Here is a 14,323-nt window from a genome sequence, read left to right as displayed (position 1 = left end):
CGTTCCCATGCCGAACACGGAAGTTAAGCACTTGAACGCCGAAAGTAGTTGGGGGCTTCCCCCTGTGAGGATAGGACGTTGCCAGGCACTTGACCGATCTGCAGATTGCAGGTCGGTCTTTTTGTGTTATGTGAAACTTCAGACTGTTCTGATTATTGGTCGAGTCATTGACATGACACCCTCTGCTTGTTACCATAACATCAATATTCTTTTATAAAAGAGAAAGCGAGTGGATAACATGTGGGAGAACAAATTTGCTAAAGAGGGTTTGACGTTTGATGACGTCTTACTCGTACCCCGTCGTTCGAGTGTCTTACCGCGCGACGTTGATTTATCTGTCACGCTATGTGAAGGGATCACACTTAATATTCCGTTGATCAGTGCTGGGATGGATACCGTCACAGAAGCACCGATGGCAATCGCAATGGCACGTCAAGGTGGTCTTGGTGTCATTCATAAGAATATGTCAATGGAAGAACAAGCAGAACATGTCGATCGCGTCAAACGTTCTGAAAATGGTGTCATCACGAATCCGTTCTATTTGACGCCAGAGCGTCAAGTTTACGATGCTGAGTATTTGATGAGCAAGTACCGCATCTCTGGTGTTCCAATCGTTAATAACGAAACAGAGCGTAAATTAGTAGGGATTTTGACGAACCGTGATCTTCGTTTCGTCAAGGATTACTCGACTGTCATTGAAACGGTGATGACGACAGAAGAACTCGTGACAGCAAAAGTTGGTACGTCCCTTGCTGAAGCAGAACAGATTCTCCACAAACATCGCATCGAAAAATTACCACTCGTTGATGAGAACGGTGTATTAAAAGGGTTAATCACGACAAAGGATATCGAAAAAGTCGAACAGTATCCACATGCTGCGAAAGATCATTTCGGACGTTTACTCGTCGCAGCAGCTGTCGGCGTAACGAAAGACGCTTCGACGCGCGCGAAGTTCCTTGTCGATGCAGGTGTCGATGCACTCGTCGTCGATACGGCACACGGTCACTCAGAAGGTGTTCTTCTCAAAGTACGTGAACTTCGTGAAGAATATCCAAACTTACCAATCATTGCGGGTAACGTTGCGACGGCAGAAGCAACACGCGATTTGATTGAAGCCGGTGCATCTGTCATCAAAGTTGGTATCGGACCTGGTTCGATCTGTACGACACGTGTTGTCGCAGGCGTCGGTGTACCACAAATCACAGCCGTCTTCGATTGTGCGACAGAAGCACGGAAACATGGTGTCTCAATCATCGCTGACGGTGGCATCAAGTATTCTGGAGATATCGTAAAAGCACTTGCTGCTGGCGGTCACGCTGTCATGCTCGGAAGCTTACTTGCAGGAGTAGAAGAGAGCCCAGGTGAGATGGAAATCTACCAAGGACGTCAATTCAAAACGTACCGTGGTATGGGTTCTGAAGCATCGATGAAACGCGGTAGCCAAGATCGTTACTTCCAAGAAGCAGACAAGAAGTTCGTTCCAGAAGGAATCGAAGGACGTGTCGCTTACCGTGGTAAACTCGGTGATTCGGTGTACCAACTCGTTGGTGGTATTCGTTCAGGTATGGGATACTGTGGCGCTGCAACGTTAGAAGAATTGCGTGAAGAGACACAGTTCATCCGTATGACGGGCGCTGGTTTGCAAGAGAGCCACCCGCACGATATTCAAATTACAAAAGAAGCATCGAACTATACACGTCAATAAACAAAAGCCTCGTCTTTCTCTAGTAGAAAGGCGAGGCTTTTTTCATGATGATTTATGCAAATCCCACGCGTCCATCAACAATCGTAATCCTTCTATCAACTCTTGCTCAGAGAGACTCGCAAATCCAAGGACGATTTGAGGCGTATCGGAGAGAAGCGGTAACTGGGCATATTGAGAAAGACCATATACTTGGATGCCTTGTTGTTGTGCCCGCTTTACGAGCTCCGGCTCCGTCATCCCGTTCGCTACGGAAACGACGACATGGAGCCCCGCACTTTCGCCGGTCAATCGTAAGGCAGGAATCCGGCGAAGTGATTGGATTAAGACGTCGAGCTTGCGACGATAGACTTTACGCATCCGGTTGAGATGTCGTTCAAAGTCGCCCTCTTTCATGAAGCGCGTCAAGATCGTTTGATCGAAGCGCGAGACACTACAGGTATAGTGTGATAGTTCTGTTTGATACCGAGCGCGTAAGACTTCGGGTAAGACCATATAACCGATCCGTAGGGAAGGCATGAGTGATTTTGAGAAAGTACTCATGTAAATGACACGATTGCTGTCCATGTTGTGTAAAGACGGAATCGATTTACCGCTGTAGCGGAATTCGCTATCATAGTCGTCTTCGATGATAAAACGGGTCGGATCCATCGCCGCCCAGTTTAACAACTGATGTCTTCGGTTGACGGATAAGATACTACCGGAAGGAAATTGATGTGCCGGTGTGACATACATGACATCGACGTTTGATTCCTGTAATTGATCGATCCGTAATCCATTCGCATCAACACGAATCGGTTCAATCATGCGTTCATGATTTTCAAGTAAGAGGCGTGTCGTATGATAACCGGGATCCTCGATACCGTACGTGACGTCGCGTCCCAGTAAGAAGAGGACGAGCGGCAATAATTGCTCGACACCTGAACCGACGACGATTTGTTCAGGAGAACAGACGACACCACGGGAATGATAGAGATAGGTCGCAATCTCTTCGCGTAGTGCTAGATCTCCTTGCGGATGACCGAGTGAGACAAGTGGGTGGTGATCGGTATCGATGATATCTTTGGCATACTTTCGCCAACGGGCAAACGGGAAAGAGATCCCTTCAATCTTACTTGGATGAAAATCATACGTGATGATCGGTTTTTCTTTAATCACACGTGGTTCGATAACGGGTGAGGTTTTGACGTAAGCGAGTTCCTCATAGGCAAGAACGAAGTACCCTTTACGTGAGATGGATTCGACATATCCTTCTGCGACGAGTTGTTGGTAAGCAAGCTCAATCGTCGTTTGACTTAAGTTCAAAAATTGACCGAGTTTTCGTTTGGATGGTAATTTCGTGCCGTATGCTAAACGACCGGCAATGATTTCATTTCGGATCTGTTGATAAAGCTGTTCATAAAGTGGTTTTTCCTGATTGCGCGTGAGTTGAAATGATAGCATGTCCATCTCGTCTGACTCCTTCTTCGTAAACTGACCTGTTGAAATCATCATAAACTGATACTTTTAAAAGTGTCAACGTTCCGTATACTAAAGGAGTGAAAGTCAACCAAGGGGGAATGGATATGGAACGTCAACAAGGAACGGATCGTGTCAAACGTGGAATGGCTGAAATGCAAAAGGGTGGCGTCATCATGGATGTCGTCAATGCGGAACAAGCGAAGATTGCGGAAGCAGCAGGTGCTGTTGCAGTCATGGCACTTGAACGTGTTCCGTCTGATATTCGTCGTGACGGAGGCGTCGCACGAATGGCAGATCCGTTGATTACGGAAGAAGTACTCGGAGCGGTCTCAATTCCCGTCATGGCAAAATGCCGGATTGGTCATATCGTCGAAGCACGTGTTCTCGAATCGATGGGGGTCGATTTCATTGATGAGAGTGAGGTCCTGACTCCGGCAGATGAACAATATCATTTACTGAAGTCAGAGTTCACTGTGCCGTTCGTCTGTGGCGCACGTGATCTTGGGGAAGCCGCTCGTCGCATCGCAGAAGGAGCAGCAATGATTCGGACGAAAGGCGAGCCTGGGACTGGGAACGTCGTTGAAGCTGTTCGCCATATGCGACAAATTCAAGCACAATTGAATCAGATTTTACATGTCAGTCCAGATGAGTTGATGACATTTGCGAAAGAATGGGGTGCTCCGTACGAAGTATTACGTGATATTCGGACACAGGGACGTCTACCGGTCGTCAACTTTGCAGCCGGTGGAGTCGCGACACCAGCTGATGCCGCACTCATGATGCACCTAGGGGCAGATGGTGTCTTCGTCGGATCGGGGATCTTTAAATCAGAACACCCAGAACGTGTCGCTCGAGCGATTGTCGAAGCCGTTACGTACAAAGATGATTTTGAACGGATCGCGTCTTTATCCAAAGGACTCGGAACAGCAATGAAAGGAATCGATGTCACATCGATGCCGTTTGAGGAACGGATGGCGACACGCGGATGGTAATCGGTATTCTGGATGTTCAAGGAGCGGTCCGTGAACATCGACAGCAGCTTGAAGGTCTTGGTGTCGATGTCGTTCTCGTCAAACAAGTGAGCGATCTCGATGGACTCGATGGACTTGTCTTACCAGGAGGCGAATCGACCGCGATGCGTCGATTGATCGAACGCTATGAATTACTGGAACCGCTTCGGGAAAAAGCGACGACATTACCGATGTTCGGAACATGTGCCGGAATGATTTTACTCGCAACCGCTGTCGAAGCAGGTCAGAGTCATCTCAACGCGATTTCGATGACGGTCCGTCGAAATGCCTTCGGTCGACAAATCGATTCATTCGAAGGATTGCTACCGGTTGAAGGGATTGAAGAGCCAATCGAGGCAGTATTCATTCGAGCGCCATTGATTCTGTCTGTCGGGGAAGGAACACGAGTGATTGCGAAAGTCGAAGACCAGATCGTTGCCGTCGAGACATCATTACACCTCGCGTGCTCGTTCCACCCTGAATTGACAGAGGACGATCGCTTGCACCGCTATTTTTTACAAAAAATCAAACAGCGGCAGTCCGTCCGTTCATAAAGCGTGGAAGCATCTGACAGGTTCTACTGTCAGGTGCTTCTTTTGTGCTACACTATTCGTAAAACGAATGATTGAGTGAAGGAGAGACACGATGAAACGAATTTTACTACTCTGTTTAAGTGTGCTCCTAGTCGTAGGATTTCCTACAGCGGGACAAGCAGCACCTTCGATTCAAGCAGAGTCTTACATAATGGCCGATGCGGTCACAGGAAAAATCCTCCTTCAATCGGAAGCGGATGTTTCGTTGCCCCCTGCTTCGATGACGAAGCTGATGACGCTCTACCTCGTCAGACGACAAATCGAATTGAAAAAACTGACGTGGGATCAAAAAATCACGCCGAGTGCAAAAGCTTTAAAGCTTGCGAATACGTCCGGAATCGCGCGTGTTCCAGTTAAGAACAAAACATACACGGTTCGCGAGATGTATAATGCGGCGTTCATCAAATCGGCTAATGATGCAGCGGTCATGCTAGCCGAAACTGTCGCCGGTTCAGAAGCGACGTTCGTTGAAAAGATGAATGAGACAGCAAAACAGTTCGGGATGAACGACACGGAGTATGCGAATGCATCTGGTCTAGATGCTGTCGATGCAACCCTTCCAGGAACGAATTTGATGACAGCGACCGATATCGCCTTACTCGTCATTCGCTATATCAAGGATTACCCGGATGTACTGGATGTGACGAATAAAACACAGATGAAACTTGATGGAGAGGTCTTAAATAACTCGAATAAGATGCTGGCGAAGGAAAAATTCGCATATGTCGGTATGCGGGGGATGAAGACAGGAACGACCGATTTAGCCGGTTATTGCTTCGCTAGTGTGACGACGCGGGATAATATGACGCTTGTCACGGTCGTCATGCGAACGGATTCCGATCAATCCCGTTTCAAGGAAACGAAAAAGCTACTCGACTATGGTTTTGCGACGTTCGAGCCGTTGACGTATTACGGAAAAGGCGAACGGATCAAAGACGTTCTTCCGATCAAAGGCGCAACTGTTCGAAAGCTAGACGTCGTCACGGACGGTTCGTTATACGTCACGGTCTTAAAACAAGCGAAGACGCGGGAACCACGGTTCGACTTCTCAAAAACAACGGCTCCTGTGACGAAACAAGAAGTCGTCGGTACGGTGCAGGTCGCGGACGATGGGATCTACCTACCAGGATTTGAGACACCCCGCGTGAATTTGTATAGCGCAACTGCTGTTCCACTTGCGAGTGTTCCGACACGCCTCGTCCGCGCTTGGACAGCGTGGTCGAAGCAAATTGAACAAGCGATTCAACAATCGACTCTTGTCAACTTCCAAGGCGATGGTGTAAAGTAAGACTAATCTCATAAAGATGCTATGAACGGACCAAGTAGATGTATCGATACTGTTAAGAGAGCTAGTGGGTGGTGTGAACTAGTCAGATCGATGGATTGAATCGAGCCGGATCGCACACCTTGCGAACAAGGTGCGGGTACGCCCGTTATCGCGTCTTAAGTTGGCTAGATGTGTCTAGCAATGAGGGTGGCAACGCGGATCCAGGTGATTCGTCCCTTTTCGGTAGAAATACCGGAAAGAGACGAGTCGCCTTTTTTTATGACATAAAGGAGGAATTACAGATGATTGATATTAAACGATTACGCCAAGATTTTGACGCCATTCAAGAAAAGTTAGCGCACCGAGGAGAGGACTTGACGGACATGAACCGTTTCCTCGCACTTGATGAGAAACGCCGAGAACTGATTGCGCGGACAGAAGTGTTGAAAGCAGAACGAAATGAAGCAACGAAAAAAATCGCTGAACTCAAGCGCAATAAGGAAAACGCGGACGAAGCGATCGCTGCGATGCGTAGTGTCGGAGATGAGATCAAGACGCTTGACGACGAGTTACGTGATGTCGAAGCGACATTGAACCAACTGCTCCTCGGTATTCCAAACATTCCACATGACAGCGTACCGGTCGGTTCTTCTGAAGACGATAACGTCGTCTTACGTGAAGTCGGTGACAAACCAGCGTTTGACTTCGAAGCGGTCCCACACTGGGATTTGATGGAGCAATTAAAAATCGTCGATGTCGAACGTGCTGGAAAAGTAACAGGCAGCCGTTTCGTCTTTTACCGCGGAGCGGGGGCACGTCTTGAGCGGGCATTGATTAACTTCATGATGGATCTTCATCAAGATCAGCATGGCTACACAGAAATCTTGCCACCACTCATGGTCAACCGTGACTCTATGACAGGAACAGGACAATTGCCGAAGTTCGAAGAGGATGCCTTTAAGATTGAAGAGACGAACTACTTCCTCGTACCGACAGCAGAAGTTCCGGTGACGAACATGCACCGTGAAGAAATCCTAACAGCAGATCAGTTACCGATCGGCTATGCGGCGTACAGCCAATGTTTCCGTTCAGAAGCAGGTTCTGCGGGACGCGATACACGCGGTTTGATCCGTCAGCACCAATTCAATAAAGTTGAACTCGTTCGTTTCGTCAAACCAGAAGAATCTTACGAGCAGCTCGAATTGTTAACGGGACAAGCAGAGACGGTCTTGAAAAAGCTGAAACTGCCGTATCAAGTATTGAGCATGTGTACAGCTGATCTTGGATTCACGGCTGCGAAGAAATACGACATCGAAGTCTGGATGCCAAGCCAAGGCGTCTACCGTGAAATCTCTTCTTGTTCAAACTTTGAAGATTTCCAAGCACGCCGGGCACAGATTCGTTTCCGCCGCGAAGCGAACGCAAAACCAGAATTCGTTCACACGTTAAACGGTTCTGCCCTTGCAGTCGGTCGGACAGTTGCTGCAATCTTAGAGAACTACCAGCAAGCGGATGGATCAGTTGTTATTCCAGAAGTGCTTCGTCCATACATGGGTGGTCTTGAAGTGATCCAAGCTTAAGTCAGAAGGGGGAGTAATCCCCCTTTCTGTATTTTAAAAAGTTTTTTTAGAAAAGGTCTTTACACGTTAAAAGGCAGATGCTATCATAATTAATGTCAGGAAAACAGACAGGTCATCATTAATCTGGTAAGAAGTACGGAGGCGTACTCAAGTGGTTTAAGAGAACGGTCTTGAAAACCGTCAGGCGGCGAAAGCCGTGCGTGGGTTCGAATCCCACCGCCTCCTCCATTTTTATTTTTTGACAACGACATGCACGTTTTATAGCTTGGAGGCGTACTCAAGTGGTTTAAGAGAACGGTCTTGAAAACCGTCAGGCGGCGAAAGCCGTGCGTGGGTTCGAATCCCACCGCCTCCTCCACTTCTTTTTTTTTACCCAAAAATAAATATAATCATGGAGTCGTACCCAAGTCCGGCTGAAGGGGACGGACTCGAAATCCGTTAGGGGTCGCAAGGCTCGCGTGGGTTCGAATCCCACCGACTCCGCTTTTTATGAAGCATCTCAATTCTGAGGTGCTTTTTTGTTGCATCGATTTCTTCGTGCGTGCTATGGTTGCCTACGTGAAAAACGAAGAAGAGGTGGACGAAATGAACGAACAAACAAAAGAATCGTTGCTTTCGCATTATGCGATGACGATGACATATGTAAAAGACTTAGAACAGATTTCAGAAGAGGCATGGCGAACATCGTATGCAGAAGGTAAATGGACGATTGCTGAAATCATCGGTCACTTATCACCATGGGATCGCTTCATGGTCGCAGAGCGCATCCCGTACTTGCTCGCGGGTGAACCATTCCGTGTCGCACCAGATAGCCAAGCCGTCAATGAAGAAGCGGCGAAGATGAGCCGTGAGCAGCAACGGATCTTGACGATCGATGAGTTTTTAGTCAGCCGTGACTTGTTGCGCCGTGCAGTCGAATTGATTCCGGAAGAACGCCTGCAGGACAAGGTCGTCGTTAAAGACAAAGAACTGACAATCGGTCAGTTCCTCGGAGCAATGGCTCAACATGATCTACACCATATGGAACAAATCAATCAAGTAATTGGTTAATGCGAGGGAGATGCGACACGCGTCTCCTTTTTTTGCGCAAAAAAAGATCCGCCTAAGAGGCAGATCTGATCAGTTAGCGTGTATTGGCAATGCGAGCAACTTCAAGCTGCTTTTCAATCTTCGCGAGAATCCGGTCGATGGATTCTGGCTCGTTCAGTAAGTCGTATTCGTCGATCGACAAGCGGAGTACCGGGCAGATCGTGAAGTTATTGATCCAGTTCGTATAGCGCTCGTACATCTCTTCCCAATATTCGATTGGTGTCTGTTGCTCCATCTCACGTCCGCGAAGACGAATTCGTTCTAGTACTTGTTCGAACGAACCTTCAAGATAGATCAAAAGATCCGGGTGCGGGAAGAATGGTGTCATGACCATTGCGTCAAACAAACTTGAATATGTCTCGTAATCCGTTGGAGACATCGTTCCTTTTTCAAAATGCATCTTAGCAAAGATCCCTGTATCTTCATAGATTGAACGATCTTGGATGAAACCACCACCGTATTGGAAAATCCGCTTTTGCTCCTTGAAGCGTTCAGCGAGGAAATAGATTTGGAGGTGGAAGCTCCAACGCTCGAAATCATGATAGAATTTATCCAAGTAAGGGTTCGTATCGACTTTTTCGAGTGACGTCCGGAAACCAAGGGCATCTGCTAATCCGTTTGTGATCGTTGATTTACCGATCCCGACCATACCGCCGATTGTAATGACGGCATCTGCCGGGATGTTGTATTGTTCGCGTAGCTTCAAGTTCATGCGTGGTTCGCTCCTTCATATAATTCGTTCCGGATCGTCGTCAAGACGTACTCGAGATCTTCCGGCCGCTTGACGAAGTCGAGTGCATCCCCGTCGAAACGGATGATTTTGACTTCCGGATGTTTGGCTTGGTATTCCGTGACGAATGTTTCGTAATCCTCGGCTAATTGTTCGAGATAGGCACGTGACATGTTTTCTTCGATTTCTCGTCCGCGCAGCGCAACACGTTTCATCAAGGTATCGATGCTTGCGTTCAAGTAGATGACAGCATCCGGTTTCGGCATGTCTGTCGTCAGGATCGAATAGATTTGTTCGTACTTCTCAAGATGCTCTACCTTCAGAGAGCGGTGTGCAAAAATCAAGTTCTTAAAGATATGGTAATCAGCAACGACAGAGCGTTGTTTACTGAGGTAATGACGTTCGATATCATCGAGTTGTTTGAAGCGATTGCACAAGAAGAACATTTCCGTCTGGAAGCTCCATTCTTCGATATCTTCATAGAACTTTCCAAGAAAGGGATTTTCTTCGACGATTTCGCGTAACATAGAAAAAGAGAAATGGTGACTGATGGCGTTCGCAAGTGATGTTTTGCCTACACCAATCGGTCCTTCAACCGTTATGAACATATACAATGACCCTCCGTTCAGCAAAGTGCAATTTATATTTTAGCACAAAGAAGTACGACTTGCTGAAGTTTCAAAAGGAGAATTTTTTTAGAGTGAGGAGTATCATCGATGGAACGACAGGAACACTATATGCGCCTTGCGATCGAAGAGGCGAAAAAGGCAGAAACGATCGGTGAAGTTCCGATCGGATGTGTCATCGTCAAAGACGATGAAGTCATCGCGACGGGCTACAATCATCGGGAAACGGATCAACAAGCGACGGCACATGCCGAGTTGATCGCGATTGAGGAAGCGTGCCGAAAACTCGGTAATTGGCGACTGGAAGGATGCGAGTTATACGTGACACTCGAACCGTGTCCGATGTGTGCAGGGGCCATCATGCTGTCACGAATCGAACATGTCATCTTTGGTGCCGTTGATCCGAAAGGTGGATGTTGTGGAACACTGATGAACCTGGTGCAAGACGATCGGTTCAATCATGTCTCAGAGCTGACGAGCGGTATATTAGAAAAAGAGTGTGGGGAGATGCTAACGACGTTCTTTCGGGAACTACGTGCGAAAAAGAAAGCACGAAAGCGGGCAATGGGTTGCATCACACCAGATGAAACAGTATAATGAAAAAGCACTGAAACAAGGTGCCACTAAAAATCGATAAACCATTTGCCGTGCTAGGTGGGGATGTAGCGGTTCCCTGTCACTCGCAATCCGCTATAGCGAGACTGAATTCCATGTCGAGGGATATGATTGGTGTGGTCTGCCTCACGTAAGTAGCGTTGACGTTTGAGTCCTACGCAACAGATACCCATGAACCAGGTCAGGTCCGGAAGGAAGCAGCCTTAAGTGGTGCTCTCTGTGTGTTGTAGGGGTGCTTGGACTGAGCAGGCTGCGTGAGTAACGCATGTTGAACATATTTCAGAATATGGTGCGCGGCAGTTTAATTTTTAAAGACAAGTCTACAGCCGGTTTCGGTTGTAGACTTTTTTAGGTAAAATAGAATGAGGAACTTAAAAAGAGGAGGCGCAAACTTGGCCTATCAAGCACTATACCGCGTGTACCGTCCGCAACGATTCGACGAAGTCGTTGGACAAGCGCATATCACCCGTACGATCCAAAATGCATTGATGGAGGGACGGATGTCCCACGCCTATCTATTTTCGGGTCCTCGCGGAACAGGAAAGACGAGTCTTGCCAAAATCATCGCTAAAGCGATCAACTGTGAGCATGCACCGGTCAAAGAACCATGTAATACGTGCCCGACGTGTCTTGCGATCACGGAAGGATCAAGCCCAGACGTCTTCGAAATCGATGCGGCTTCCAATAACGGCGTAGATGAGATTCGGGAAATCCGGGATAAAGTCAAATATCCCCCTTCAGAAGCAGCCTATAAAGTCTATATCATTGATGAAGTGCATATGTTGTCGACAGGTGCCTTTAATGCCTTGCTCAAAACATTAGAAGAACCGCCGGCGCACGCCATCTTCATCTTAGCAACGACTGAACCACATAAAATTCCGGCGACGATCATCTCGCGTTGCCAACGTTTCGATGTGAAGCGGCATGAAGTCGATCAACTCGTAGAGCGGATGCAATATATCTTAAAAGATCAATCGATCGAGTATTCGGATACGGCATTACGATTGATCGCCCGAGCGGCGGATGGTGGTATGCGTGATGCGCTGAGTCTACTCGACCAAGCGGTTGCTTTTTCGAACGGTGATTTGAACGATGCGGCTGTTCTTGAAGTAACAGGGGCAGTAGAAGATGAAGCGTTATTGAATATTGCCCGTGCCTTACATGAACATCAAGTCGATCAGTTGTTACAGACGCTTGAAACGATGCAACGAGCGGGGAAAGATCTAAAACGTTTCGTGGAGGATCTCGTCTTCTTTTACCGAGACACGTTGTTGTTGAAAGCCTCGCCTACAGCCGTCGATTTGCTAGAGCGTGCGCGCCCGACGGATGAGTTCAAACAATTCGTTGAATCGATTGAAGCGGAGACGTGCTTTACGATCATTGATCAGTTACATGACTGCCAACAACAGATGCGGTTGACGAATCATCCGCGAGTCCTCGTTGAGATTGCCTTCATTCAAATTGCGGAACAAGGGAGAACAACGGGACAAATCGTCCAATCGTTGCAACAGGAAGTCCGCGAAATGAAAGAACAGATGCACCAATGGAAGTCGAATGGTGTTCCAGCACAAGAAGCGGCTGCACCACAAGCACAGCCGAAGCGAAAACAAGGACGACCAACCGTTCGAATCGCCAAAGAGCGGATTCGTCAAATGTTAGGACGAGCAGAGAAAGCCCAGTTGCGCGAGATTCAAGAACGCTGGGATCACATCTTAAAATGGATTTTAAAAGAAGATGGCCCCATCTACTCGTTACTCCATGAGAGTAAACCGGTTCTTTGTTCAGCGGATACGTTGCTGATTGAATTCGATGACGGTAAAGGATGGCACTTTGAGCAGGTCATGACGAATGAACGAACACGTTTCGTGATTGAAGAAGCGCTGTATGAAGTATGCGGCGTCAAACGCGAAATTTTAGCGATTCTCTCAAAGGATTGGCATGAACTGAAGGCAGAGTTTGTTGCTAAGCGAAATAGTAGTAGTATAGAAGAGAAGGAAACAAAACAAGAATCGGAGAGCGATCAGTTATTGTCCGAGACGCTTGGTCGTTTTGGTGATATCGTAGAGTTCGAAGATTAAATTCGAGGAGGAATACAGATGCGCGGAATGGGAAACATGAATAATATGATGAAACAGATGCAGAAGATGCAAAAGGATATGGCGAAAGCTCAAGAAGAGTTAAAAGATTTGACAGTGACGGGTACAGCAGGCGGAGAAATGGTCTCAGTCGTCGCTGATGGTCATAAAAATATCGTAGATGTCATCATTAAAGAAGAAGTCGTTGATCCAGATGATGTTGAAATGATTCAAGATCTCGTCTTAGCTGCAACAAACGATGCTTTGAAAAAGGTCGATGAACTCGTAGCAAGTAAAATGGGGAAATTCACACAAGGTATGAATCTGCCGGGAATGTTTTAATTCGTAGGAGGAAACCACTTGCAATATCCTGAAGCGATTAGTCGTTTGATCGAAAGTTTTACGAAACTGCCGGGGATTGGTCCGAAGACAGCAGTTCGTCTAGCGTTTCATGTCCTTGATATGGAAGAGGACGATGTCTTGATGTTCGGAAAGGCATTGGTCAGTGCGAAGCGCGACATTGCCTACTGTAGTGTCTGCGGGAATATCACGGATCAAGATCCTTGTTATGTATGTACAGATAAACACCGGAACCGTACGATTGTCTGTGTCGTCCAAGATTCAAGGGATGTCATTGCAATGGAAAAGATGCGAGATTACCAAGGGTTGTATCATGTCTTGCATGGAGCGATCAGTCCAATGGAAGGAATCGGTCCAGAGGATATCAATGTATCTAGCCTACTGACACGTCTTCAAGCGGACGAAGCGATTACGGAAGTCATCTTAGCAACCAATCCGAATATCGAAGGAGAAGCGACAGCGATGTATCTATCGCGTCTCTTAAAACCGACGGGTATTCGGATCACTCGAATTGCCCATGGTCTTCCGGTTGGTGGAGATCTTGAATACGCAGATGAAGTGACGTTATCTCGTGCAATGGAGGGACGTCGCGAACTATGAGTTGGTTTCGAAAGAAGATTCGCAGTGAGTACGACCAGCGTTTGTTAGAAGAATTAGCAAAAGCAAAAGAAGATTATTTGATGAAGCGTCATCTCTTAGAAATCAGCTATGATGACTACGGTGATTTAGAAGCACAAATGAAGTTAGCGGAATCACTGTATTTCTTCTATATAAGCGAAGCAAAAAGAAGACGCGTCTCATTGATGATGAAGTAAACCGCAGCCATTCTTGCCTGCGGTTTTTACATGCTCTAAAAAAACTATAAGTTATTTTAATAAAGTAGTTGCGCATGTCTAATTATCGTGATATATTAATTCATGTCCTTAAGAGGACGAGCGCTTACGGCAAACAAGTAAAAAACAATTTCAAAAAAGTTGTTGACTTCTTGTTTCAGACTTGGTATTCTAATTGAGTCGCCAAAACAGGCGCGGACGAACTTTGAAAACTGAACGATGAGGCAAAAAACGTATTCTACGGAATACAAAAATGAATGAAGCGCAAGCTTCGTCAATCGTGACTTCGGTCACACAACGAGCAAGTCAAACACTTCATGGAGAGTTTGATCCTGGCTCAGGACGAACGCTGGCGGCGTGCCTAATACATGCAAGTCGAGCG

General features: G+C 47.1%; 14 protein-coding genes, 3 tRNA genes, 2 rRNA genes, 1 other RNA gene and 1 other annotated feature. Of the genes, 17 read left to right on the top strand and 3 right to left on the bottom strand.

Going from position 1 to position 14,323, the window contains the following annotated elements; genetic code table 11:
- A 5S ribosomal RNA gene (gene rrf / locus KNQ09_RS17295) occupies positions 1-87 on the top strand; the annotation flags it as partial.
- 151 nt (positions 88-238) lie between these two features.
- The gene (gene guaB / locus KNQ09_RS17290; RefSeq protein WP_064299185.1) at positions 239-1,705 is read left to right on the top strand and encodes an IMP dehydrogenase; all 1,467 of its coding nucleotides are present in this window, start codon (positions 239-241) and stop codon (positions 1,703-1,705) included.
- Positions 1,706-1,747: 42 nt separating this feature from the next.
- Here the strand turns inward: guaB and pdxR are convergent, their stop codons facing one another.
- Positions 1,748-3,151, bottom strand: coding sequence for a MocR-like pyridoxine biosynthesis transcription factor PdxR (gene pdxR / locus KNQ09_RS17285; RefSeq protein ID WP_214859134.1), 1,404 nt, complete (start codon positions 3,149-3,151; stop codon positions 1,748-1,750).
- Between the two features lie 116 nt (positions 3,152-3,267).
- Here pdxR and pdxS point away from each other — a divergent pair, with 116 nt between their 5' ends.
- From pdxS to KNQ09_RS17245, 8 genes are all read left to right on the top strand, one after another.
- A complete protein-coding gene (gene pdxS / locus KNQ09_RS17280) occupies positions 3,268-4,155 on the top strand; it encodes a pyridoxal 5'-phosphate synthase lyase subunit PdxS (RefSeq protein WP_023469872.1) in 888 nt (295 codons plus the stop codon).
- Positions 4,149-4,727, top strand: a complete 579-nt coding sequence (gene pdxT, locus KNQ09_RS17275; protein ID WP_064299183.1) for a pyridoxal 5'-phosphate synthase glutaminase subunit PdxT — start codon at positions 4,149-4,151, stop codon at positions 4,725-4,727. Before pdxS ends, pdxT begins: the two co-directional genes overlap by 7 nt.
- A gap of 91 nt (positions 4,728-4,818) precedes the next feature.
- Positions 4,819-6,054, top strand: coding sequence for a D-alanyl-D-alanine carboxypeptidase family protein (locus KNQ09_RS17270; protein ID WP_214859133.1), 1,236 nt, complete (start codon positions 4,819-4,821; stop codon positions 6,052-6,054).
- A 12-nt stretch (positions 6,055-6,066) separates the two neighbouring features.
- Positions 6,067-6,274: a binding site (T-box leader), on the top strand.
- A 61-nt stretch (positions 6,275-6,335) separates the two neighbouring features.
- The gene (gene serS, locus KNQ09_RS17265) at positions 6,336-7,613 is read left to right on the top strand and encodes a serine--tRNA ligase (RefSeq protein WP_050679050.1); all 1,278 of its coding nucleotides are present in this window, start codon (positions 6,336-6,338) and stop codon (positions 7,611-7,613) included.
- A gap of 137 nt (positions 7,614-7,750) precedes the next feature.
- Positions 7,751-7,841, top strand: a tRNA-Ser gene (locus KNQ09_RS17260).
- Between the two features lie 39 nt (positions 7,842-7,880).
- Positions 7,881-7,971: transfer RNA gene (locus tag KNQ09_RS17255), tRNA-Ser, on the top strand.
- A gap of 35 nt (positions 7,972-8,006) precedes the next feature.
- Positions 8,007-8,096 (top strand) — tRNA-Ser (locus KNQ09_RS17250).
- A 102-nt stretch (positions 8,097-8,198) separates the two neighbouring features.
- Positions 8,199-8,663, top strand: a complete 465-nt coding sequence (locus KNQ09_RS17245; RefSeq protein WP_064299181.1) for a DinB family protein — start codon at positions 8,199-8,201, stop codon at positions 8,661-8,663.
- Between the two features lie 73 nt (positions 8,664-8,736).
- Here KNQ09_RS17245 and KNQ09_RS17240 read toward each other — a convergent pair whose 3' ends face one another.
- Together KNQ09_RS17240 and KNQ09_RS17235 are read right to left on the bottom strand one after the other, a co-directional pair.
- On the bottom strand, positions 8,737-9,414 hold the full coding sequence (locus tag KNQ09_RS17240; protein ID WP_029343036.1) for a deoxynucleoside kinase: 678 nt from the start codon (positions 9,412-9,414) through the stop codon (positions 8,737-8,739).
- Positions 9,411-10,040 (bottom strand): deoxynucleoside kinase, encoded by a 630-nt coding sequence (locus KNQ09_RS17235; RefSeq protein ID WP_050679045.1) that lies wholly within the window; start codon positions 10,038-10,040, stop codon positions 9,411-9,413. The genes KNQ09_RS17240 and KNQ09_RS17235 overlap by 4 nt, the downstream gene beginning before the upstream one ends.
- Positions 10,041-10,148: 108 nt before the next feature.
- On the opposite strand from KNQ09_RS17235, the gene tadA reads away from it, so the two are divergent.
- The 7 genes from tadA to KNQ09_RS17200 all read left to right on the top strand — a co-directional run.
- On the top strand, positions 10,149-10,655 hold the full coding sequence (gene tadA / locus KNQ09_RS17230; protein ID WP_214859132.1) for a tRNA adenosine(34) deaminase TadA: 507 nt from the start codon (positions 10,149-10,151) through the stop codon (positions 10,653-10,655).
- Between the two features lie 48 nt (positions 10,656-10,703).
- Positions 10,704-10,970, top strand: an RNA gene (gene ffs, locus KNQ09_RS17225) — signal recognition particle sRNA large type.
- A gap of 95 nt (positions 10,971-11,065) precedes the next feature.
- The gene (dnaX, locus tag KNQ09_RS17220; protein WP_214809637.1) at positions 11,066-12,751 is read left to right on the top strand and encodes a DNA polymerase III subunit gamma/tau; all 1,686 of its coding nucleotides are present in this window, start codon (positions 11,066-11,068) and stop codon (positions 12,749-12,751) included.
- Positions 12,752-12,769: 18 nt separating this feature from the next.
- Positions 12,770-13,090: a YbaB/EbfC family nucleoid-associated protein gene (locus tag KNQ09_RS17215; RefSeq protein WP_023469881.1), complete on the top strand. Its 321-nt coding sequence runs from the start codon at positions 12,770-12,772 to the stop codon at positions 13,088-13,090.
- Positions 13,091-13,108: 18 nt separating this feature from the next.
- The gene (gene recR, locus KNQ09_RS17210; protein WP_023469882.1) at positions 13,109-13,708 is read left to right on the top strand and encodes a recombination mediator RecR; all 600 of its coding nucleotides are present in this window, start codon (positions 13,109-13,111) and stop codon (positions 13,706-13,708) included.
- Entirely contained in the window at positions 13,705-13,923 is a 219-nt protein-coding gene (locus tag KNQ09_RS17205) for a YaaL family protein (RefSeq protein WP_023469883.1), read from the top strand. The genes recR and KNQ09_RS17205 overlap by 4 nt, the downstream gene beginning before the upstream one ends.
- 332 nt (positions 13,924-14,255) lie before the next feature.
- A 16S ribosomal RNA gene (locus tag KNQ09_RS17200) occupies positions 14,256-14,323 on the top strand; the annotation flags it as partial.

Origin of the sequence: Exiguobacterium sp. s191 (assembly GCF_018618955.1) — a bacterium.
Lineage (GTDB): Bacteria > Bacillota > Bacilli > Exiguobacteriales > Exiguobacteriaceae > Exiguobacterium_A > Exiguobacterium_A abrahamii.
Note: the sequence above shows the minus strand (reverse complement) of the source record. Positions and strands in the feature narration are given on the sequence as shown.